This is a genomic window from Actinomyces oris (assembly GCF_001553935.1).
Taxonomy (GTDB): Bacteria; Actinomycetota; Actinomycetes; order Actinomycetales; family Actinomycetaceae; genus Actinomyces; species Actinomyces oris_A.
In genome coordinates, this window is record NZ_CP014232.1 from 1,014,527 (window position 1) to 1,036,089 (window position 21,563).

A 21,563-nucleotide genomic window follows, 5' to 3' on the forward strand; every position below is an offset into this window, starting at 1 on the left:
GGCCCGCCTACACCCGCGCCGCGGTTGCCGTCGACGTCGCGGCAGCGGCATTGGCAACCACATCGCGACGTCGTGCCACCGCTGTTTCCACGGTGGCCACGAGACGAGAGATCCGATCCAGCTCGGCCAGCGCCGCAGCCGGAGCGATCTCGCCTTGATCCAGGCTGTTGGTCAACTCTCCCAGCCTCCGATTCTGGTGGCCGACCCAGTTCTGCACAGCCTCGACATGGAGCCCGGACCGACGGCGACTTGCGGATCGCACCATCCGAGTCACCGATCTCAGGTTCTCAAGAACCGGTTCCTGCAGCTTGCCCCAGACCTGCTCCCAGGTCGGGGACATCGTCAGCATGGACACGGTGTCCACGATGACGTCGTCGCCGTCATCAAGGGCTGCGGAGCGCCGCTCGAGCTCGAGGGCCTCATGTTGAACGCTCTTGCTGAACCAGTCGATGCCTCGAGGTTCACCGAATCTGTTCCAGGCTCGTGCGACGTCGTCATACTCGGCCTCGAAGCGCTGGTAGCGCTGTGCGAGCTGACGAGACTCCGGTGAACCGGGCTCGAGCGTCCCCACGCGTAGGGCCGTTGAGTCGTAGTCGTAGGTCACCTGTGCGTAGGAGCGGGCAGCTGCTCGTGCCCGACGACGGGCGCTGAGCCCTCTCCGACAGTAGATGACGAGTCTGACCACGCCTGCCACGCACAGCACCCCTGCACCGACGACGCCGATACCCGAGACCGTCATGCCGTAGGGACCCAGGTAGGTCTCAGCTTGACGTCCCATCGCCACGACGCCGCCGTTCCAGTCCTGAGCGGCGAAACGAGAGGCCGCCGCGTCCTGGATGGCGACCTGCTCGGATCGCTCCAGTGACACGTCTGCGCCGGGGTAGAAGGCCATCTGGTGCGCGTGAGGGGCAACCGCGATGACAACCACTCCTTCTTTCCAGCGACCTCCGCCCGAGGCTCGAAAGTCCTGTTGGTAGTCGAAGATGTTCTCGGCGTAGTTCGCGGTGGCGGCATCCAGGTTGTTGATGCCCCACCCCGTCAGCGAGACGACTTCGAAACGAATATCCTGCCGGAATCTCAGACTCTGCAGATCACGCTGAAGAGCCTGGGCATCGAAAATGCCGGCCTCATCGCGAACATTGACAGTGGGGACATGACCTTGCCGAAAAGGCCCAAGAATCGCGAGTGGAAGCGCAGAGATCATCAGCGCACATAGCACAATATTTGCAACAAACGTGATGACATCGGAGATGCTGCGTCGCCGATGCCCCTGAGCACCTCTCCCTAAGACCATCGTATTGCCCACTTCCGCTTCTTGCTGGGTTCACGCTTCCACCAGGGATCCCTGTATAACATGGCGTACCGGTAGGCGTTATATACATCCATCACTGGGGTACTCACAGACAGTGCACCCACACCCTCACCCGTCACCGCGACCTCATCAACCGCGGGCGACCTCGTGAGCATGCGCACGGTGCTTGACATTCTCGGCACGCCTCCCCAGCGGTCATTGGGCTTCAGTCCCTCGTCACCAGGAGCCTCCTGCCCGCCAGGCCCGATTTGAGCACCACCCAGCATCATGGAGATCTTCCAGCTCGGGTTGCTGCTACGCGAGTTCATGTACTTCTTATACCGGCGACGACACCTCCTCCTCTCACCCTTCGACATTCCAGCAAATACGCCATCAACAAAGCGTTCCGCGATCTGCCTCAGTTCCAACACAACGCGCCCCAGAACATCGAGCCCCTCTACAGGTCTTAACTGACCTTGAGACAGCCTGCCTTCAAGACCGTCAACCATCGAGCGCAGGGAGGCCACTTGCTGCATCGCGCTCGTGAGCTGCAAGTCATACGCGCGCCCACCTGACGTGGCGAACCGCTTGACTGCCTGCATATCTGCGAACACTGCATCGCACTCGTTCTGCCACGCGTCCCGCCAGAACTCTGTCAGGGACAACAGTCGAGCACAGTTGATCACCGCCTGCTGAACGGCATTCAACTGCATTGAGTAGGCTTTGACATAGGCGGATTGCCGCCCCACTCTCAGTCCGTACCACTGCAGTCCCACAGGGTTCCCCAACGCACCCCATGATCGCTCAAGTCGACGATAGTGCTTCTGAAGCACCATATACCTGGCAACAACCTGAACCCCATAAGGCTCGTCAACAGGAATGAGCGACGTGAACGTACTCATATCGGCACGCCGACCAACCACCCGCTCGTATGCCTGACGAGCCTCCTCGATGCCCGCACGAGCCTTTTTACCCCGAGCCACATAGTATCGAAACCAAAGTGACGCCAACCCCATGAAAATCAGGAATAATGTCACCCTATTGAGGAAGCGGATAAGATGAAACTGCTGGCCAATGTTGCTGGAAGCGGCATTCACAGCAGTGACCACGAGCGCATCCTCGTCACGGTGGCTCTGGCTCAGATACTTTTGAATCGAGTACCACACCGCACTTTGGCCGTCCGAGTCAATCTCCAGATTCGGCCCGTAAAAGAAGTTCCTCCCCTGTCCTGCCAGCACATCATCATAGTCGGTATGTGGCGCTTGAGCGACGATCATCACGTTATCGGCCCAGCGCCCTGAGTCCTCCCACGAGATCCATGGGACATCCGTGGGGTGGGTGCGAGCGTAGTTCCGCACTTCCTCCTGAAGGCTTTCGACTTTAGAATTCGGGAGATTCACGACCACCACATGGGTCGCCTGCCGGAAGGTGAGCTTCTCAAGCTCCGACTTGACCTGGTCCCGATGAAGAATTCCGGCCTCATCATGGATCTCCACCGTCGGGTGAAATTGTTTCGCAGGATAGAAGGGCGATTTCCCACCGTTGATAATGAATGGCGCCATCACAAGGGCCACACCAATGAGGAGATTACCTACATACCCGAGGATCGCTCGTATCCCACCGAGCTCAGAGACTGTTGGCGGCTTCTTCACAGAGCAGTACCCCCAGGATTTTGGATCGTGTCCACCCGAGTCGCGGCGCCGGCGTTCACAGCGGCGTCAAGCTCGACCAAACTGGCCGTCCTCTCAGCGAGACGAGCGGCCTGAGCACGAACACCGCGACCGAACCATTGAGCACCCCGCGGCTCTCCGAAGTCCTTCCATGCTCGACTGACGGTGTCATACTCGTCCTGGAATCGTCGGTAGTCGGAACCAACATCCCGACTCTGACGGGACCCCTCCGGCAGGGTTCCTGCCTGCAGCTCGGTGAGATCGTAGGTGTAGACGACCTGCATCATCTTCTTGTGGGCAGCTCTGCCAAGGCGCCGGGCGGTGACGCCCCGCCATATGTAGAAGGCGAGCCATCCAGTTCCCGCCATGAAGGCGAGGACCGCACCGGCGACCCGCATCATCGCGCTGTTCCCACCGCCTGAACCGATGTATGCCGCCAGCTGCTGCCCCATCGCCACGGCTCCGCCATCCCAGTCGTCCTGGGCGTAGTGGCTTCCCGCGGCGTTCTCGATCGCCTCCCGCTTGTCGGCAGACAGCTGCACGTCCTTCGCCGCATAACAACGCACCCAATGGGACTCGGGCGCCACCACGAAGAGGATCGTTCCATTCACCGGACTATCGACTCCGGTTCCCTGGAACCAGGGGGAGCCCTGCGTACTGTCGCCAGCGTACTTGACGGTCTCCTCGTCAATGTTGCCGATACCGGCTCCGGGGACCGAGAGCACAACGATACGAACCTCACGATCGTAGTGCTGCGCCTCCAGGCCGCGGCGAAGAGTCTGCTCGTGATAGATGCCGGCCTCATCGCGGACGACCACATCGGGACGATGCCCAGATGCGGAGGGGTAGATGAGCACCGCCGGCAGAAGCAGGATCGCGATCAATGCTCCGGCAATATTCATCACGAACATTGCGACCGCTCGAAGACCTCCAAGGCGGATGATCGCAGATTGCTTCATGTGACATTCCTTGTTAATAACCGAGCCAACCTCGAACGACGTACCACCTCCGCTCTCGGCAGGTTGAGGTTAGCAGCATCAATCGACCGCTCTAGACCAAATGTATTCAGTTCGTCGTTGCGGGCCAGTGGACCAGCGCAGAACCCGGCTCAGAAGCTCGAGGAGGAGCCCGCCCCGGAGAATCCGCCGCCGCCCCCGGAGAAGCCGCCTCCTCCCGAGGTTCCGCCGCCCGGGGTGAAGGTTGACGCCGCGCTGTAGCCCATCACCAGGGACGAGACCGGAACGAAGGAACGGAAGGCCGCGTTGTCGAAGCCAGTGAGGCCGGCGATCGCCGGCGACGCCGAGTTGACGCGGATCGTGGCATGGGGGTCGTAGTTGCCGTAGGCACCGCCCAGGGACCAGGCGCCGCCGTAGGCCGCGTATCGACCGGAGCCGCGGTAGCTCTCGAAACGGCGACGGCGCTCGTCGGCGTACCGCGAGGTGTCGACGTCGATGGCGTAGCATGCCAGGCCGTCGGCCTCCCTGTGGGTGGCGTCGGCGATCAGGTCGAGCTCGTCGAGGGCCTGAGACGGCTGGAGCCTGCCCGCCGAGAGGTCCATCGTCATGCGGCCGAGGCGCTCATGAAACCAGCGAACCTTCTCCCGCGTGCCCATCGTGTTGACCGGCAGCCTCCCGGAGGAGTCGATCTTCTGGCACAGGGTGAGCAGCGCCTGGAGGTCCTCCAGCAATGGGCCCTGCTCGTTGTACCAGGCCTGCTCCCAGCCACGGTCCTGATTGAGGAAGGTCGCGGTGTTGGCCACGACGTCGTCGAGCGTGTCCAGCGCGGCCGATCGTCTTCGTAAGTCGGTCGCCCTGCGGAGCATGGAGAGTCCGAACCACTGGGTGCCCCGGGGGCTCCCGAAGTCCTGCCAGGACCGGGCCAGGTTCGCGTACTCGTCGCGGAACCAGTGGTAGCGGGCCATGACCTGCGCCCCGTGGGGTTCCTCGGTGGGGATTCGCAGGGCGTGCCGTTCAGTGGCCCGGTAGTCATGGGCGACCTGCGTGTAGTGGCGCTGCGCCTCGCCGGCCCGACGGCGGGCCGTGAGTCCTCGCCACAGGTAGACACCGATACCGGCGGCACCGATCCCGGCGACTGGGAAGGACACCTGCAGGAAGAAGGCTCTCAGGTCGCTGCGAGGCTTACCGACGTACTTCGTGGACTTCTTCCCCATGGAGACCAGACCCCCGTCCCAGTCCTTCTCCCGGAACTGGGACTTAGCGGCGTCCTGGATGGTGCCCTCCTGGCTGCTCATCACCTTGACGTCCTCACCGAAGTAGCAGCCCACCTTGCGCGAGTCGGGGGCGACCGCCAGGATCACCAGGCCGTCACTCCAGTACTTGGGGTTCGACGTCGAGATCCACGGGACATCAGTGTCGCTCGCATGCGAACGGGCATACTCCAGCACAGCGTCGTCGAGGTTGTCGATGTCCTCACCCGGCACCGTGAGGACAGCCAGGTGGACCTGCTTGCGGAACTCCAGATTCTTGAGCGTGGCGCTCAGCGCTGCGCTGTCAAGCACGCCGGCCTCGTCCTGGACCTCGACCGTGGGCCGGTAGGTGGGCACCGTCTCCTTCTTCGATGGCCAGAGCCACACGATCAGCGGCGAGAGGACCAGGGTCAGGCCCAAGACCATGACGGCGGTAAAGGCCACCACTGAACGGGCTCCACCCGAGCGTGTGGCGGGGTTCTGCCCCAGCTGCTCCATCCGAGCCTCACTTCCCTCCTGAATCCCTACTGCCTGGACGTTTTCGGTGCCGATACTAGCGAGGGCCGGGCGGCCCCGGAGGCGGGCAGAGCCAGCACCGACAGGAGCCCGCCCGCACCGGCTCAGAAGCTCGAGGAGGAGCCCGACCCGGAGAAGCCACCACCACCGCTGTAGCCGCCGGAGAAGCTGCTTCCCGAGAAGCTGGACCCGGAGCTGGAGCTGCTCGACGGCGTGTAGGAGGAGGCCGAGCTGTATCCCACCACCAGGTCGGAGACCGGGGTGAAGGAACTGAAGGACCCGCCGGCGCCGACGCCCGAGCTGGACGAGCCGGATGAGCCGATAGCAGAGATGGCCGGAGACGAGGGGTTGAGGCGGATCGTCGAGTGCGGGTTGTAGCTGCCGTGTCCCCCGCCCAGATACCAGTAGCCGGCGTAAGCGGCATCCGTGGACGAGCTCGAGTCGTCGTAGCGTCGACGGCGCTCGTCGGCGTACCTGGAGGTGTCGGCGTCAATGGCCTCGCGTGCGAGCCGAGAGGCCTTCGTCTTCGTCTCACTGGCGATCTCGTCGAGCTCGTCCAGCGCAGCCGAGGGCTGGAGCAAACCGTCCTCCAGTCCGGCGGTCATGTCGTCCAAGCGTTGCTTACGGGAGCGGACCCAGTCCCGCTCCTCCTTGGCGCGCTCGGCGATCGCAACGTTCTCGGCGGCGTCGGAACTGTCGACCTGGTGGCACAGTCTCCGCAGCGACTGCAGGTCCTCCAGGACCGGCCCCTGCTCGTTGCTCCAGACACGGTCCCAGCCGGGCGACAGACTCAGGAAGGTGGCGGTGTTGGCGATGACGTCGTCGAGGGAGTCCAGGAGCTCAGAACGCTTTTCCAGCTCGGTGGCCCGTCTCAGCACCGACATGCCGAACCACTGGGTGCAGTGGGGGTTGCCGAAGTCCTGCCAGGAGCGGGCGACCTTCTCATACTCCTCACGGAACCACCGGTAGCGGGCCATGACCTGGGCGCCGTGCGGCTCATCCTCGGGAATCGTGCCGGCCAGGAGCTCGGTGGTCTCGTAGTCGTGAGTGACCTGCGAGTAGTGGCGCAGCGCCTCGCGCGCCCGGCGTCGCGCCGCGAAACCGCGCCACAGATACCACGAGAGCCAGACGAGGCCCACAAGTGCCGAGATTCCGGGCAGGACGTAGGTCGTGCCCACATCACCGCCTCCGGGCCGACCGATGACGTCGGCGGTCTTGGCCGCCATGGAGAGAGTGCCCCCGTACCAGTCGGCCCGGCGGTACTGGTTCTTGGCGGCGTTCTGGATGGCGGCCTGCTGCTCCAGGGGGACCGCGACGTCCTCACCGAAGTAGCAGCCGACCTTGCGCGCCTCCGGGGCGACCGCCAGGATCACCAGGCCGTCGCTCCAGTAGTTGGGATTCGACGTCGAGATCCACGGGACATCAGTGTCGCCCTGGTGCGAGCGGGCGTACTCCAGCACAGCGTCGTTGAGGTTGTCGACGTCCCAGCCCGGGACTGTGAGCACGGCGACGTGGACGTCCTGACGGAAGCCCATCGCCCGAATCTCCTTGGCCAGTGGCTCGCTCTGGAGCACCCCGGCCTCATCGTGGACCTCCACGCTGGGGTGATGGCTCTCCCCGAAGGGCCAGATGACCATGATCGGCAGCACGGCGATGAGGGCCAGGCTCACCACCACATTGGCGACGAAGGCCGTCACCGACCAGATTCCACCGAGCCCGACGATGCCGGACTGTTTCATGTGCTTCATCAGAACTTCCTTCCTCTGACGTGAGCCTGGCGTGTGAGGTGTGCCGACGTCAGCATCCCGGGAAGGTCCCGTCCCCGAGATATCCCGCACCGGCATTCAGGAACCGTCGTGGTCCGGCGTTCCTTCCGGGTCCGACGACGTCCAGCAGGGCGTGGGGACCCGGGCGGGCGGAGGCTTCGCCGTCGAGAGAACCGAGAGAGCTGCTGAGGGGAGGCTCCGCACCGGCCGCACTGAGCGACAGGCCATGCCCCGCCCGACGAGCATCGGCCGCCATCCAGGCAAGCTCGTCAAGCGCCGCCGAGGGCTGCAGCAAGCCGGCCGACAGCTCCGCGGTCATCTCGCTGAGGCGCTGGTGGTAGGCCCGCACCAGCTCGCGCACCTCCACCGTGCCCCGGGGAGTGAACGCGCAGGAGTCGATCCACTGGCACTGGCCCAGGAGCAGGTCGAGCTCATGAAGAACCGGCTGCTGCTCCTGGCGCCAGAGCCTCTCCCAGTTGGAAGACAGGCTCAGGAACGCGGCGTTGCTGGCGATGATGTCGTCGGTTGACTCCAGCGCGGCCGAGCGCCGCTTGATCTCACGGGCCCGCTGGAACACTCCCGGTTCGAACCACTGGGCGCCCCGGGGGCTGCCGAGGTCCTGCCAGGAGCGGGTCAGGCTCTCGTACTCGTCACGGAACCAGCGGTAGTGGGCCATGACGTGGGCGCCGCGGGTCTCGCCTTCAGGGATGAGACGGGCATGGAGCTCGGTGACCTCGTAGTCGTCGGTGACCTGCGCGTAGTGCCGCAGCGCCTGCTCGAACATGCGCCGTGCGGACAGACCGCGCCACAGGTAGTAGCCGACGCCGCCGGCGCCCAGCAGGGCCGGCAGGAGCGTGAGGGCGGCGAGCGAGGGCGCCCACACCGCTACGGCCACCGGTGAGAGCGCCGCCGCCAGGCCCGCCGTCATGATGGCGCAGAAGGACAGCAGCGAGCGGATCCCTCCGAGGCGGATGACGAGGGGAAGGCGCGTGGGCGGCATCGTCTTCCTCTCATGAAACCTCGACGTGGGTCCTGGCCGGCTGGTGACTCTGCGGCCGCCAGCCGTGCCTCATCCTTACCCGCGGTTACGCCGTCTGCCATGGGGAGAGCAACACGGGGCGCCCTCGATAAGAGGACACCCCGTGGACGTGGAACCGGGAAAGAGCCTAGTGAACGGGTCGCCCCACCGGCAGGATCAGACACCCTGTGCCGGTGGGGCGGCGCCCCACCGGATGCAGCCGGCCCCGGTTCGCACCCGTACGACCGGCGCTGGTCTGGCACGTGGCGGAGTGGCTTCAGTGACTGCTCTTGATCGGACCGGTTCAGGACCGGACCGGCTCAGGACCGGGCGGCGATGGCCTCGATCTCAACGCCGGCCCCCAGCGGCAGGGCCGCCACCCCGAAGGCGGCCCGGGCCGGGAGGGTCTCACCGGTGAAGTAGCGGGCGTAGACCTCGTTGACGGCGGCGAAGTCGGCGATGTCGGCGAGCAGGACCGTGGTCTTGACGACGTCGTCGTACCCGAGCCCGGCCTCGGCCAGGATGGCACCCACGTTCTTGAGGACCTGCTCGGCCTGGGCCTGGATGTCGCCCTCGACGAGCGCACCGGTGGCCGGGTCGAGCGGCACCTGCCCGGAGACGAAGACGAGCGAGCCGGCCCCCTGACCGGTGGAGACGCCCTGGGAGTAGGGGCCGACGGCGGCGGGGGCGTTGGTCGTGGCGATACGGCTGACGGTCATGGGTTCCTCGTTCCTGCTGGACGCTGGGGTTCGGCCGCGTCCCCGGCGAGCGGAGCGGCGGCCCGGGTGACAGCGCAGTGGCGCCGACGCCCGGGCCAGACTACCCATGCCTCCGGATTCACCCGCTTCCTAGACTCGGGGTGGCCACCCGCCTCCAACCCGCCACCTCCACCCCGCCGGCCGGCGGTACGGACAGCGGGCATGGCCCCGACTGGCCGCGCCCGCCCCACCGCCCGGGACCTACGGCACTTCCACGACGGCCCTCGCGGCGAGCCCTCGCACAACTCCACCATCGTTGGACTTAGCGCCTCGCCGACCACCGCGTCCCGGCCTCGGAACAGCCAGTGTTTCGCACAGCGAAACGGGCTGATGCGGCCAGTGGCACGTGACACACTGTGCCCATGCACGCACGCGCAGGACAGCCAGCACAGCCCGAAGACCTCATCGACGTCGACGAGGTCGTCTCCGCCTACTACGACCTCGTCCCCGACCCCGCCGTCCCGGCCCAGAAGGTCGTCTTCGGTACCTCCGGGCACCGCGGCTCCTCTCTGGACACCGCCTTCAACGAGGCCCACATCGTGGCCACGACCGCCGCCATCGTGGAGTACCGCCGCTCCCAGGGCACCGACGGCACCCTCTACCTGGGGCGCGACACGCACGCCCTGTCCGAGCCGGCCTGGCGCACCGCCGTCGAGGTGCTCGCCGGTGCCGGGGTGACCACCGCCGTCGACTCCCGTGGCGCCTACACGCCCACCCCGGCGGTCTCGCACTCCATCCTCCTGGCCAACGGTGCCGGGACCGAGGCGGGGGTGCGCACGAGCGGGCCCGGCCTGGCCGACGGCATCGTGGTGACCCCCTCCCACAACCCGCCGCGCGACGGCGGTTTCAAGTACAACCCGCCCACCGGCGGCCCGGCCGGCTCGGAGGCCACCACGTGGATCGCCAATCGCGCCAACGAGCTGCTCACCTCCGGGTGGCAGGACGTCCCGCGTATCCCGGTCCCCGAGGCCCTCGACGGCCCCCACATCATCAAGCACGACTACCTGGAGACCTACGTCAACGACCTGGAGAGCGTCATCGACCTCGAGGCGATCCGCAAGGCCGGCGTGCGCATCGGGGCCGACCCGCTGGGCGGCGCCTCGGTGGACTACTGGGGTGCGATCGGTGAGCGCTACGGCCTGGAGCTCACGGTGGTCAACCCCGAGGTGGACCCGGCCTGGCACTTCATGACCCTGGACTGGGACGGCAAGATCCGCATGGACTGCTCCTCCCCCAACGCCATGGCCTCGCTGCGCTCGACGATGACGCCCGACGCCGAGGGCAAGACCCCCTACGACGTCGCCACCGGGAACGACGCCGACTCCGACCGCCACGGCATCGTCACCCCCGACGGCGGGCTGATGAACCCCAACCACTTCCTGGCCGTGGCCATCGAGTACCTCTTCACCCACCGGCCCGGCTGGCCCGCCGACGCAGCCGTCGGCAAGACCCTGGTCTCCTCCAGCCTCATCGACCGGGTGGCGGCCGCGATCGGGCGCACTCTCATCGAGGTGCCGGTGGGCTTCAAGCACTTCGTGCCCGGGCTGCTCGACGGCTCGATCGGCTTCGGCGGCGAGGAGAGCGCGGGGGCCTCCTTCCTGCGCAAGGACGGCACCGTGTGGACCACGGACAAGGACGGCATCATCCTGGCCCTGCTGGCCAGTGAGATCATCGCCGTCACCGGCAAGTCCCCCTCCCAGTTGCACGAGGAGCAGGTGGAGCGCTTCGGCGCCAGCGCCTACGCACGCATCGACGCCGCCGCCTCCAAGGAGGAGAAGGCCAAGCTCGCCGCCCTGGCCGCCGAGGACGTGACCGCCACCGAGCTGGCCGGCGAGGAGATCACCGCCCGCCTGGTCGACGCGCCCGGCAACGGGGCCCCCATCGGCGGGCTCAAGGTCACCACCGAGGACGCCTGGTTCGCCGCGCGTCCCTCGGGCACGGAGGACGTCTACAAGATCTACGCCGAGTCCTTCAAGGGCGCCGACCACCTGGCGCAGGTGCAGGAGGAGGCCAAAAAGGTGGTCGCCGCGGCCCTGGGCGGCTGACGACGCAGGCGCCTTCCTGTCTCGCGCCACCCTGCCCACGGGGACATCCTGCGCGTACGGGTGCGTGTCGTTACGGCCGGGGGCATTCGACGCCGTCGGGGACAGCAATCCTGTCCCCGGGCGCGCAGGATGCCCCCGGCCGGAAGAAAATGTCCCCACACGCGCAAGACGTCCCCGACCGTGACGGCGGGACGCGCGGAGACGGTGGTGCATGCTCGACGTCGGTCTACCGACTGGTGAAAATATGGCCATGGGTACCAACGACTCCCCCGTCCTCCACATCCGCACGGCCCGGACAGCCCGGGCGGAGCAGGCGCAGGACGCGGCCATGGCCGCCGCCCTGGAGGCCATCTGCTTCCCACCCGAGCAGGCCGCCAGCCCGACGACGATCGCCGAGCGGATGGCTACCTACGCCGACCACTTCTGGCTCATCGAGGACGAGGGCGGCATGCTGCTGGCGCTGGTCAACGGCCTGTGCACCCACGCGCGCGATCTGAGCGACGAGATGTACGAGGCCCCCACGATGCACGACCCCGACGGGGCCTGGCAGATGATCCTCGGCGTCGCCACGGCTCCCGCCGCCCAGGGGCAGGGGCTGGCCACCCGACTGCTGCGCACTGTCATCGAGACAACGCGCGCCCACGGCCGCCAGGGTCTGGTGCTCACCTGCCTCGACGACCTCGTGGGCTTCTACGCGCGCCTGGGTTTCGTCGACGAGGGCCTGTCCGCCTCCCACCACGGCGGCGTGCCCTGGCACCAGATGCGGCTCACCCTGCCCTGAGTACCCCGCAGCATTCGGACGTCACCGCGGCGGCATCTTCCTCCCGCCTCCCTACCTAGCACCGCCCTGCCCTGCCCACGGGGACATTTCACGCGGCCGGGCGCGTCTCGTTCCAGCCGGGGGCATTCGACGCCGTCGGGGACAGCAATCCCGTTCCCGTACGCGCAGGACGTCCCCGGCCGGAAGAAAATGTCCCCGCACGCGCAGGATGCCCCCGGCCGGAAGAGAATGTCCCCGAACGCGTGAGACGCCCCCGGGCTGGAGTGGAACGTCCCCGGGCGCGCCGGATGTCCCCAGCCACCGTCACCGCTACCTGACCCCGCCCCGGCCCCCACCGTCCCCACACGCGCGGAAAGTCCCCGCAGACGGCGACCCTCCGGGTGCCACAGGTCGCCGGGTGCAAGCCCCCTCCACAGGGCCGACGACGTCGGGCGCCTCCTCCCGCGCATCGCCCCACGATGGGAGGCATGAGTATCACCACCCTCGAACGCACCGGCCCAGCGCACAGTCTCAGCCCAGCACCATCGCTGCCGCTGCTCCTCACCTCCGATCCGGTCATGACCGGGGCATCCCGCCTGTTCGCGGGCCCGGGACTCACCCGCATCGCCCCGGGGACCTACGTGCCCTCCCAGGAGTGGGCGGAGGCCAGGCCGGACCTGAGGCACATGACCCTCATCCGGGCCGCGATGGCCAAGACCCGCGGCGACGTCGTCCTGCTCGGCCCATCGGCGGCCGTGTGGCTCGGGCTGCCCCTGGTGGGCCGCCTCCCCGGGCGAGTGCAGTGCCTCCGTCTCAGCGAGGCCCGGGCGCGCACGGCACTGCTTCAACGCCACCGCCGCCCCGGCCTGGGCGACCTGCTCAACGCATCCGGCGCCCATACCTCATCCGTCGCCGACACGGTCGTTGACCTGGCCCGGTGGGGCGGGCTCACCCAGGGCGTCTGCGCCATGGACGCCGCCCTGGCCGCCCACCTGTGCACCCGCGCCGAGCTGAACGACGCCGTCGACCACCTGGGCACCGGCGCCCGCGGCATTCGCAGTGCCCGCACCGCCATCCACCTGACCGACGCCCGCTCCGAATCTCCCGGCGAGTCCCTCTCCCGCGTGCGCATGTGGCAGGCCACCCTGCCCCACCCCGACCTCCAGCACGAGGTCCACATCGACGACCACACCTACCGCCTCGACTTCCTGTGGCCCCGCACCAAGGTGGTCGGCGAGTTCGACGGCCGCATCAAGTACCGCAAGAACAGCTTCGGCAAGGACGCCGAGGACACCGTCCTCAACGAGCGCCGCCGCGAGCTCGCCCTGACCCGCACCGGCTACGACGTCGCCCGCTGGACCTGGGAGGAGGCCTGGCCAACCGACGCCTCCGCCATGCTGCGCGAGCTCGCCCGCCACGGCATCCACCCCACCGGCGTGCGCTGGTAAGACGCCACCGAGCCGGGCACCGCCCCCTGCCCACGGGGACATTCCACACGGCCGGGTGCGTCTCGCTGCGGCCGGGGGCATTCGACGCCGTCGGGGACAGCAATCCCGTCCCCGCACGCGCAGGATGCCCCCGGCTAGGAGAAAGTGTCCCCGGCCGGAAGAGAACGTCCCCAGCCAGCGCTGGGGGCAAGCGATTAGGGTGAGGGCGTGAGTCAGTCCCGCCCGTCGAGGCCGTCCAAGCACCACGTCGAGCACCCCTCCGCGCACACCGATCCCCCGCGCCCGACGCCGGCCGCCGGATCGGCGGACTCCCCCGTGCCTTCCGCGTCCTCCGCGCCTGCCGGCTCCCCGACGAGCCCCGCGGCCGCGTCAGCTGACCAGGCCCTGACGCCGCTGGGAACCACCTCGGCACCATCGGGCGTCACCGCGCCGCGCCGCGCCCCCTCTCAGCAGTCCCGCCCCGGCCCGCAGGACGACATCATGCTGGCCACCGGAAAGCCCCGGCAGACCGAGCGCCCCAAGCCACCCACCCAGGAGCAGATCCGCCGCCAGCCCGGCCGCAAGGCCTGGGTGCCCAACCAGCACGGGGCCTGGTCGATGCTGGTGCTGCCGCCGATCGTCGGCTGGATCGTGGGCGGCTTCAGCTGGGTGAACCTCCTGTTCCTTCCCGCCTGGTGGGGCGGCTACCTCACCTACTGGTCCTGGTCGCAGTGGCTGCGCACCCGCTCGGCCCGCAAGCGCGCCCTCATCATGCTGCCGCTCCTGGTCTACACCGGCTGGACGGCATCCCTGGCCCTCATCACTTTGCTGGTGGCGCCCTACCTCATCCAGTGGGCGGTGCCTCTGGCACCACTGTTCGCCATCGCGTTGCACCAGGTGTGGCGCGGTCACGAACGCTCACTGCTCTCGGGGCTGTCGACGACGACGGCCGCCTCCCTCATGGCGGCCGTCACCTACAGCCTGGCGGTGCGCGGCGACGGCGGCTTCCTGGGCCTGGGGACACCGAGCTCCCCCCTGCCGGGGGCCTCCCCCAGCGGCGCTCTGACGGGCTGGTCCTGGATGTGGCTGGTCACGGCGCTGACGGCCGCCTACTTCGGCGGGACGGTCCCCTACATCAAGTCGATGATCCGCGAGCGCTTCAACTACACGCTGCTGGCCGGCACGGTGGTAGCGCACACGCTGGTGGCGGCGGCGACGTGGTGGCTGGCGTCGTCGGGCATGCTGCCGTGGGGGCACGCCGTCCTGTGGGTGGTGCTGACGGTGCGGTCGCTGGTCATGCCGCTGTGGCAGTGGCAGCTGGTGCGCACCCGCCACCGCCCGCTGCGCCCGGGGACGATGGGCATCGTCGAGGTCGTCATGTGCGTGGCCTTCCTGGTGACCATCTCCGTATGACCAGGCCTACGACGACGCCGTAGCCCGCCGCGCCCTGTCCGGCGGCACCCGCTCCGGCGGGCCTCAGTGCTCGGCGCGCCAGGCGGCTGCGGCGGCCAGGACCCTCTCGTTGTCCGACGTCGTCCCCACCGAGATCCGCACGCCCTCACCGGCGAAGGGCCGCACGAGGATGCCGGCGCCGCGGAAGTGCTCGGCCAGCGTCGTCGTCTGCTCGTCCACGCCGAGCCAGAAGAAGTTGCCCTGAGCCTCGGGGACCTGCCAGCCCTGGGTGCGCAGTGCCTCCACGACCCGGTCCCGCTCGGCGGCGACGGCGGCCGAGCGCTGGGCGGTTCGGGCCAGTTCTCCCTCCCCCAGGGCCGCGGTGGCGGCGGCCTGCGCGGGCAGGTTGACCCCGAAGGGTGTGGTCACCGAGCGGATGGCGGCGGCCAGGCCCGGCTCGCACACGAGGTAGCCCACGCGCATCCCGGCCAGGGCGTGGGCCTTGGAGAAGGTCCGTGAGACCACGAGGTTGGGGGCTCCGGCCAGGAGGGTGAGGGCGTCACCGGCCCGCGGGTCGGTGACGAAGTCGAGGTAGGCCTCGTCGATGAGGACGACGACGTCGCGCGGCACCCCGGCCACGAGCTCGGCCAGCTCCTCAGCGGTCAGGATTGTCCCGGTGGGGTTGTTGGGGGTGCAGGCCATGACCACACGGGTGCGAGGGGTGATGGCCGCCAGCATGGCGGGCACGTCGTGGCGGGCGTCGGGGGTCAGCGGGACGCGCACGGCCCGGGCGCCCGCGACGGCCACGCAGATCGGGTAGGCCTCGAAGGAGCGCCAGGGGATGACGACCTCGTCGCCGGGCTCGCAGACGGCGTCGAGCAGGTGCTGGATGAGGGCGACCGAGCCGTTGCCGACAACGACCTGCTCGGCCTCCACGCCCCAGCGGCGGGCGAGGGCCTGCGTGAGGCTCTCCCCGGTCATCTCCGGGTAGCGGTTGACCCCGGTGGCGGCGCGGGTGATGGCCTCGACGACCGCGTCCTGCGGCGGGTAGGGCAGCTCGTTGGAGGAGAGCTTGGCGATCTGCGCCGCGGCGTCGTCGGGGCGGGCCCCGGGCACGTAGGCGGGCAGGGCGGCGACGTCGGGGCGGATGCGCACCGTCGTCGAGGGGCCCTCGTCCTCCGAGCCGTGGGCGGGGGTCGCCGGCTTGGGTCCGCCGGGCACTGGGGTCGCTGCAGGAGTCATACCTCCATCTTGGCACCGGCACAGGTTGCCCGGGCACAATGGGCCCCATGGAGATCGTGGCACGAACTGTCGGAAATGCGGCCGGCCTGTGGCTGGCCACGCGCCTGCTGTCCGGGCTGAGTGTGCCCGAGGGGTCGGGGGCCGGCCCGATGTGGCTGAACCTGCTGGTCCTGGGCCTGGTGCTGGCGCTGGTGAACTCGCTCATCAAGCCGGTGGCGAAGTTCCTGACCTTTCCGCTCTACATTGTCACCTTCGGACTGTTCGCCCTGGTGGTCAACGGTGCGATGCTCTCGCTGACAGGCCTGCTCACCGACCACATTGCGGCGCTGGGCGCCGGCGGGTCGGTGCCGCTGGGGCTGGAGGTGGCCTCCTTCGGCTCGGCGGTGGTCGGCTCGATCATCATCTCGGTGATCTCCTCGATCATCGCCGCGATGCTCGTGCGCCGCGAGGACTGAGGCCGACGACGCCGGAGGTGCGCCGGACGGCGCCGCTGATACCGGCCGGCGGGGGCCCGGCGTCGCCCAGCATCATCCGGCGTCGACCTCTGCCTCCCGGAGCAGGCCGGCACCCGCATGCCAGAACACGTCACCACCGTCATGACCTCATGCTCCTAGTGCTCGCCCGTCGTCTGCGGGCTCGGGGTGGGCCGGGGGTAGGAGGGTTGTGCCGAGGGCACTTTGCCCTGGTAGGTGGTGCCGCCCTTGTAGATCCCGTTGGGGTCGGTGTTGCGCTGGATCGCGAAGGTATACTCGGTGGTGGTCGTCCCCTGCTCGCCGGCGCCCGAGGCGTGTGAGAAGGACTTGTTCCATTCGGCCAGCTCGGGAGCCTTGTCCTCCAGCCCTTCGGTGGCCTGGGCGTAGACACTGGAGGAGTGGGGGTAGCCGTTCGTGCTCATCTGGTGGGTGTCGAGCATGGCGACCTGCCGGTTGGGGCCGGTGGGCGTGGGGGCAGCGTCGAGCCCGGGGACGGCGTCGCCGGTGTTCTCCAGGTGGAGGGCGTGGACGTCGTCGGGGATGTCGGCTCCCGCGGTGGGGGAGCCGGCGGTGAGGACCGTGGTGATGTTGTAACGCTCCTGGATGGCGGGGTCGGCGGCAATGTTGGAGACCGTGATTCCGCCCTGGGAGTGGCCGTAGAGGGCGACCTCCTCACCTGGCTGGATGCCGGCCTGGCGCATGGCGGTGACGACGCCGCTTTCCATGTCCGTGGGCGTGCCGCCCACGGCCTCGAGGTTGGTGAGCAGGTCCTGCGGTTCGCCGTCGCCGACGGTCCAGTCGGTGGTGCCGGGGACGTAGACGACCCAGGAGACTCGCCCGTCGGCGTGCTCGACCCGCTGGATGGAGATGACCCCGGCCTCCTCGTAGCCCTGCCCCAGGGAGTTCTTCGAGGACTGCACCTCCTGGCAGTGGGTGATGGTCTCGGAGATGCTCTGCGGGGACTTGGCCTCCTTGCCCTTGCCGGTCATACCGGGATTCACGGCACTGGCGAGCCCGAAGGGATCCTTGGCCGCGGGCGGGAGCACGGTGGCCCCGTTGCCGCCGACGGGGGTGACCGTGACGCCGCTCTGGGTCCCGTAGACCCCCGCCCCTATCGCGGCGGCGTTCGCACCCAGGACCATGGCGACGCGCTGCATGGACGTGAGGCTCGTGGTGTCGACGGTCTGTGTCCCGACGGCGACCTGCCCGGGCAGGCGCTGCTTCGCCCAGGGGTCGAGGCGCTGGGAGACCTGCTGGAGGTAGGTCTGGACCGTGGCGGCCTCCCGCCCGGTCTTGGCGTTCTTGAGCCAGCGCGTCAGCAGGACGATCCTGACGAGGTCCTCCTTGACCCACTGCTCGGTGGTCGGGTCACTGAGCAGGAGCTGGAGGACCTCGACGGCGGCCTGCCCGTCCTCGTTGTCCTTCACCAGCTCATAGAGCAGCCAGCTCGTCGCCGGTGAGGACGCCAGCAGAGTTGCGATCGTGGGGAACTGAGAGGCGATTGCGACGGACCCCAGCGCCATCTTGAGGAGACCGGAGTCGAAGGCCCGCACGTCCACGGGTCCCACCAGACCGTTGACGGGAGTGGCCTTCCCGTCGGCCAGGGTGTGGGCCTGGGAGCAGGCGGTGACGTCGGAGGCAATGCCGCGCAGCGTACCGGCGACGTCCTGGAGCGAACCCGGCCCCATGCTCAACGCATCCAGGGCCTGAAGAGCGACGGACTTCTCCAGATCGAATCCACCCAGGATCGGGTATGGGACGCTGGGTGGGGATACCGGCGGAGCCGGCGCCTCATTCACTTCAGTGACCACGTTGGCAATAAGGGTTCGCGCGTCATCCAGAGTGCCTGCCGCCGAGGTGAGGCTGCTGGCCAGGGAGTCGAGATCACTCGTGTTGACGGAGACGGTTCCGCCCGACACCACCACCGCAGGGCCCCCACCCCACATGGTCCAGGTGTGGCCGCTATCTTGTGGGGCGGTCGAGGCGGGAGGAGTCGTGGGCTTCGGGGGCGCCGATGAAGAGGCCGGTGATTTCGTCGCGTGGGGATCCTGCTTCCAGACGGGGTACGGACTGTCCCCGTCCATGGCAACCGGGCTCATGACGAGCTTCCATCCGGTGAGTTGCGTAGCTCGATGACACCAACCTTGGACGAGGCCGTGTCATAGCGCGTCGCCAGCGCAGTCAGGAGACCGGAGACATTCGTGAGCATCGTCTGGCAGGCGGCGGAGTCCGCCCCCACCCAGCTGGCGGGGACTGACGTGGGGAACTGAGTAACGGCGGCGTCGTAGTCCGCCCTGGAGCGTGACAGTGAGAATGACATGACTCGACGGTAGGGCGCCCCGAAAGCGGCCGCAGCGCCGGCTTGCAGCCCTGTGGATCAGACCTGCACTCCGGCGCCTGTGGCCCCCGGTGAACCGCACGTCCTTGCGCCACGTACCGGGAAAAGGCTCGACGAGTTGACGGTGGCCGGGCCTCAGGCTCGCCTCCTCAATAAAGGACTCGGCCCGCGGTCCGGCCTCCCGGACCGCGGGCCCAAGCCTCGCGAGGTCCTCCTGCTACCCGGCTTCCCATAAGGCCGAGGAGGCAGGACCTCCTTCACCAGAACGTCCGGTCCGGGCTCCCTAAGACCCGTTCCAGACTCGGAGACCTGCCAGTCATCGGGCTCCCCAACCCTCGTGACCGGTTCCGTCCGGCGGCAGTAACTATGTAACCCACCGATCCTGAGCAGACCCCCCGAATTCCCCTATGAACACGCTGAGAAATAGGCGCCATTCCGCCGATTCGGCGTTGCCCGCGCCACACTCCGGCGATTACCCAGAATATTCCGGCACTTCTTCAGGGCCGTTCCCACGACTTGTCCATCAAACCGAGGCCGGCGGCCTGCGCAGGCACACGACGGCGTCGGCCCGGTGCCCCTCCTGGCCGTCGGGCCCCGTGACCTGCCGGTCTCGCTCCTCGCCGACGACGACCTCCCAGCCGTCCGTCGCCTCGGCCAGACCCTCGAGGAGCTCGGCGGCCGTGTAGGTGCGGGCGTGGTGGGTGTGCCAGGGCGGGTTGACGGCGTGCACCGCGGCGAGCAAGTGCCCGCCGGGAGCGACGCGGGTAGCGGCGTCGGACAGGAGGGCCACGAGGTCCAGGGAGCCCGGCTCGCGCCCGCCGTGGACGTAGAAGCTCGTCACCAGGTCGAAGGGTCCGGCCGGCAGGCCGTCTCCGGCGTCGTGCACGCGGCCGGTCACGCGCGAGGCGACCCCGAGCCGCTCGGCCTGCCCGGTCAGGCGCCCGATGGCGGTGGCGGACAGATCCAGCCCGACCACCTGCCAGCCGCGCTCGGCCAGCCACAGGACGTCGGCGCCCTCGCCGCAGCCGATCTCCAGGGCGGTCCCGGGGCTCCAGTCGGTGGCGAGCTCCGGCAGCCAGTCGTTGGGGCGCCCCGACCAGAGCTGCTCGACCGAGGCGTAACGCTCCTCCCAGCGGGAGGCGGAGTGAGCGGCGTCGGACTGCTGATCGGAGTGCTGCTGGCGGGGCTGCGTCATGACTGGATCCTACCGACGCCGGGTCACCCGGCAGGCGGTTCGGTGACGGCGCCCGGCGGCCCGGTGGGGACGCGAGCGCTCCGCCCGATCTATCCTCTGCCCATGACAATCGACACCTCCTGGGTCGCCCAGCGCAATGCCGCCTTCCTCGCCGACCCCGCCGCCCGCCTGGCCGGCAACGCCGTCGCCACCACGGACGTGGAGCAGGTCTCCCTGGACCGGACCACGGTGACCGCCATCGACACCTCCGTGTCCGACCTCGTCCCGGACGCCTCGATCACCGACCAGAAGCAGTCGGGGCGCTGCTGGGCCTTCGCCGGCCTCAACGTGCTGCGCGCCTCCATGCTCAAGGAGCTCGAGCTCGACTCCCTGGAGCTGAGCCAGGCCTTCCCCTTCTTCTACGACAAGCTGGAGAAGGCCAACGCCTTCCTCACGCGCGTCATCGCCGAGGCGGACCGCCCCCTGGATGACCGCGAGGTCGTCGACTCCCTGTACTCCCCCATTCCCGACGGCGGCTGGTGGCCGGAGTTCGCGCGTTTGGTGGCCAAGTACGGGATCGTCCCGGCCTACGCCATGCCGGACACGGTCTCGGCCGGTAACTCTGAGGCGATGAACGAGCACCTGGCCACGCTGCTGCGGCGCACGGCCCTGCGGCTGCGGGCCGCGGTGGCCGACGGCGTCGACCCTGAGCCGCTGCGGCGCACGGCCCTGGAGCAGGTTCACCGGATGCTGTGCATCCATCTGGGGACCCCGCCCGAGGAGTTCGTATGGCAGTACCGCGATAAGAACAAGGAATTCCACCGGGTCGGGACGCTCACGCCGCGACAGTTCGCGCAGCGCTATGTCACCGGGGTGGAGGAGTTCGTGGTCGTGGCCCACGACCCGCGCCCGGAGATCGCGGTCAACACGCGCTACGGCATGGGCCGCAGCGACGTCATGGTGGGCGAACCGGTCCAGGATCACGTCACCGCCGAGCTCGAGGTGCTCAAGGCCGCCGCGATCGCCGCGATCCAGGACGGCGAGCCGGTGTGGTTCGCCTGCGACGTCGCCAAGCAGCGGGACAAGAAGGCCGGAATCTGGGACGCCACCCTGCACGACTACGAGGGCCTGTACGGGGTGGACCTGTCGATGACCAAGGCCGAGCGGCTGGTGGCGCGCGAGTCGGCGCTCACCCACGCCATGTGCCTGACCGGCGTCGACCTGGTCGACGGCGCCCCGCGGCGCTGGCGGGTGGAGAACTCCTGGGGCGACAAGTTCGGGGACAAGGGCTTCCACACGATGAGCGACTCCTGGTTCGACGAGTACGTCTTCGAGATCGTGGTGCGTGCGAGCCGCCTGCCGGAGGAGGTCCGCGCCGCCCTGGAGACCGAGCCCGTCATGCTGCCCAGCTGGGACCCAATGGCCTGAGGCGGCGGGGCAGGCCCTGGCCGGCGCAGGCAGCTCGACGACGCCCCGCTCCCGGCCGT

At 68.5% G+C, this 21,563-nt stretch carries 17 protein-coding genes; 6 read left to right on the plus strand and 11 right to left on the minus strand.

Annotation, left to right across the window (positions count from 1 at the left end; all coding sequences use genetic code 11):
• Nucleotides 1-7: 7 nt before the first annotated feature.
• From AXE84_RS04320 to AXE84_RS04350, 7 genes are all read right to left on the minus strand, one after another.
• Complete coding sequence (locus AXE84_RS04320) at nucleotides 8-1,204, minus strand: DUF5129 domain-containing protein (protein ID WP_236750142.1); 1,197 nt, start codon at nucleotides 1,202-1,204, stop codon at nucleotides 8-10.
• An 80-nt stretch (nucleotides 1,205-1,284) separates the two neighbouring features.
• Nucleotides 1,285-2,865 (minus strand): DUF5129 domain-containing protein, encoded by a 1,581-nt coding sequence (locus AXE84_RS04325; RefSeq protein WP_236750143.1) that lies wholly within the window; start codon nucleotides 2,863-2,865, stop codon nucleotides 1,285-1,287.
• A 74-nt stretch (nucleotides 2,866-2,939) separates the two neighbouring features.
• Nucleotides 2,940-3,920, minus strand: coding sequence for a DUF5129 domain-containing protein (locus tag AXE84_RS04330; RefSeq protein WP_060956980.1), 981 nt, complete (start codon nucleotides 3,918-3,920; stop codon nucleotides 2,940-2,942).
• Nucleotides 3,921-4,069: 149 nt separating this feature from the next.
• Nucleotides 4,070-5,665: a DUF5129 domain-containing protein gene (locus AXE84_RS04335; protein ID WP_060956981.1), complete on the minus strand. Its 1,596-nt coding sequence runs from the start codon at nucleotides 5,663-5,665 to the stop codon at nucleotides 4,070-4,072.
• A 122-nt stretch (nucleotides 5,666-5,787) separates the two neighbouring features.
• A complete protein-coding gene (locus AXE84_RS04340) occupies nucleotides 5,788-7,431 on the minus strand; it encodes a DUF5129 domain-containing protein (protein ID WP_060956982.1) in 1,644 nt (547 codons plus the stop codon).
• A 49-nt stretch (nucleotides 7,432-7,480) separates the two neighbouring features.
• Nucleotides 7,481-8,449 (minus strand): DUF5129 domain-containing protein, encoded by a 969-nt coding sequence (locus AXE84_RS04345; protein WP_060956983.1) that lies wholly within the window; start codon nucleotides 8,447-8,449, stop codon nucleotides 7,481-7,483.
• Nucleotides 8,450-8,787: 338 nt separating this feature from the next.
• Entirely contained in the window at nucleotides 8,788-9,186 is a 399-nt protein-coding gene (locus AXE84_RS04350) for a RidA family protein (protein ID WP_003788269.1), read from the minus strand.
• 401 nt (nucleotides 9,187-9,587) lie between these two features.
• Here AXE84_RS04350 and pgm point away from each other — a divergent pair, with 401 nt between their 5' ends.
• The 4 genes from pgm (at nucleotide 9,588) to AXE84_RS04375 (ending at nucleotide 14,870) form a co-directional block, all read left to right on the plus strand.
• Nucleotides 9,588-11,270 (plus strand): phosphoglucomutase (alpha-D-glucose-1,6-bisphosphate-dependent), encoded by a 1,683-nt coding sequence (gene pgm / locus AXE84_RS04355; protein WP_060956984.1) that lies wholly within the window; start codon nucleotides 9,588-9,590, stop codon nucleotides 11,268-11,270.
• 250 nt (nucleotides 11,271-11,520) lie between these two features.
• A complete protein-coding gene (locus AXE84_RS04360) occupies nucleotides 11,521-12,051 on the plus strand; it encodes a GNAT family N-acetyltransferase (RefSeq protein ID WP_236750144.1) in 531 nt (176 codons plus the stop codon).
• Between the two features lie 467 nt (nucleotides 12,052-12,518).
• Entirely contained in the window at nucleotides 12,519-13,478 is a 960-nt protein-coding gene (locus AXE84_RS04365) for an endonuclease domain-containing protein (RefSeq protein ID WP_236750145.1), read from the plus strand.
• Nucleotides 13,479-13,685: 207 nt separating this feature from the next.
• A complete protein-coding gene (locus AXE84_RS04375; protein WP_208854575.1) occupies nucleotides 13,686-14,870 on the plus strand; it encodes a YwiC-like family protein in 1,185 nt (394 codons plus the stop codon).
• Nucleotides 14,871-14,933: 63 nt separating this feature from the next.
• Here the strand turns inward: AXE84_RS04375 and hisC are convergent, their stop codons facing one another.
• Complete coding sequence (gene hisC / locus AXE84_RS04380) at nucleotides 14,934-16,091, minus strand: histidinol-phosphate transaminase (protein ID WP_060956988.1); 1,158 nt, start codon at nucleotides 16,089-16,091, stop codon at nucleotides 14,934-14,936.
• A gap of 47 nt (nucleotides 16,092-16,138) precedes the next feature.
• Between hisC and AXE84_RS04385 the strand changes: the two genes are divergently transcribed.
• Nucleotides 16,139-16,546, plus strand: coding sequence for a phage holin family protein (locus AXE84_RS04385; protein ID WP_060958151.1), 408 nt, complete (start codon nucleotides 16,139-16,141; stop codon nucleotides 16,544-16,546).
• 155 nt (nucleotides 16,547-16,701) lie between these two features.
• Here AXE84_RS04385 and AXE84_RS04390 read toward each other — a convergent pair whose 3' ends face one another.
• From AXE84_RS04390 to AXE84_RS04400, 3 genes are all read right to left on the minus strand, one after another.
• A complete protein-coding gene (locus AXE84_RS04390; protein ID WP_060956989.1) occupies nucleotides 16,702-18,510 on the minus strand; it encodes a hypothetical protein in 1,809 nt (602 codons plus the stop codon).
• Between the two features lie 149 nt (nucleotides 18,511-18,659).
• On the minus strand, nucleotides 18,660-18,884 hold the full coding sequence (locus AXE84_RS04395) for a hypothetical protein (RefSeq protein WP_060956990.1): 225 nt from the start codon (nucleotides 18,882-18,884) through the stop codon (nucleotides 18,660-18,662).
• A gap of 541 nt (nucleotides 18,885-19,425) precedes the next feature.
• Nucleotides 19,426-20,097, minus strand: a complete 672-nt coding sequence (locus AXE84_RS04400) for a class I SAM-dependent methyltransferase (protein WP_060956991.1) — start codon at nucleotides 20,095-20,097, stop codon at nucleotides 19,426-19,428.
• A gap of 102 nt (nucleotides 20,098-20,199) precedes the next feature.
• Between AXE84_RS04400 and AXE84_RS04405 the strand changes: the two genes are divergently transcribed.
• Nucleotides 20,200-21,504, plus strand: a complete 1,305-nt coding sequence (locus tag AXE84_RS04405) for an aminopeptidase C (RefSeq protein ID WP_060958152.1) — start codon at nucleotides 20,200-20,202, stop codon at nucleotides 21,502-21,504.
• Nucleotides 21,505-21,563 lie beyond the last annotated feature (59 nt).

Coding starts and splice junctions, on each gene's coding strand:
- AXE84_RS04330 (WP_060956980.1), bottom strand. CDS start 3,920: ATGAAGCAATCTGCGATCATCCGCCTTGGAGGTCTTCGAGCGGTCGCA.
- AXE84_RS04360 (WP_236750144.1), top strand. CDS start 11,521: ATGGGTACCAACGACTCCCCCGTCCTCCACATCCGCACGGCCCGGACA.
- AXE84_RS04320 (WP_236750142.1), bottom strand. CDS start 1,204: ATGATCTCTGCGCTTCCACTCGCGATTCTTGGGCCTTTTCGGCAAGGT.
- AXE84_RS04365 (WP_236750145.1), top strand. CDS start 12,519: ATGAGTATCACCACCCTCGAACGCACCGGCCCAGCGCACAGTCTCAGC.
- AXE84_RS04400 (WP_060956991.1), bottom strand. CDS start 20,097: ATGACGCAGCCCCGCCAGCAGCACTCCGATCAGCAGTCCGACGCCGCT.
- AXE84_RS04335 (WP_060956981.1), bottom strand. CDS start 5,665: ATGGAGCAGCTGGGGCAGAACCCCGCCACACGCTCGGGTGGAGCCCGT.
- AXE84_RS04385 (WP_060958151.1), top strand. CDS start 16,139: ATGGAGATCGTGGCACGAACTGTCGGAAATGCGGCCGGCCTGTGGCTG.
- AXE84_RS04390 (WP_060956989.1), bottom strand. CDS start 18,510: ATGTGGGGTGGGGGCCCTGCGGTGGTGGTGTCGGGCGGAACCGTCTCC.
- pgm (WP_060956984.1), top strand. CDS start 9,588: ATGCACGCACGCGCAGGACAGCCAGCACAGCCCGAAGACCTCATCGAC.
- AXE84_RS04405 (WP_060958152.1), top strand. CDS start 20,200: ATGACAATCGACACCTCCTGGGTCGCCCAGCGCAATGCCGCCTTCCTC.
- AXE84_RS04345 (WP_060956983.1), bottom strand. CDS start 8,449: ATGCCGCCCACGCGCCTTCCCCTCGTCATCCGCCTCGGAGGGATCCGC.
- AXE84_RS04395 (WP_060956990.1), bottom strand. CDS start 18,884: ATGTCATTCTCACTGTCACGCTCCAGGGCGGACTACGACGCCGCCGTT.
- AXE84_RS04350 (WP_003788269.1), bottom strand. CDS start 9,186: ATGACCGTCAGCCGTATCGCCACGACCAACGCCCCCGCCGCCGTCGGC.
- AXE84_RS04340 (WP_060956982.1), bottom strand. CDS start 7,431: ATGAAGCACATGAAACAGTCCGGCATCGTCGGGCTCGGTGGAATCTGG.
- hisC (WP_060956988.1), bottom strand. CDS start 16,091: ATGACTCCTGCAGCGACCCCAGTGCCCGGCGGACCCAAGCCGGCGACC.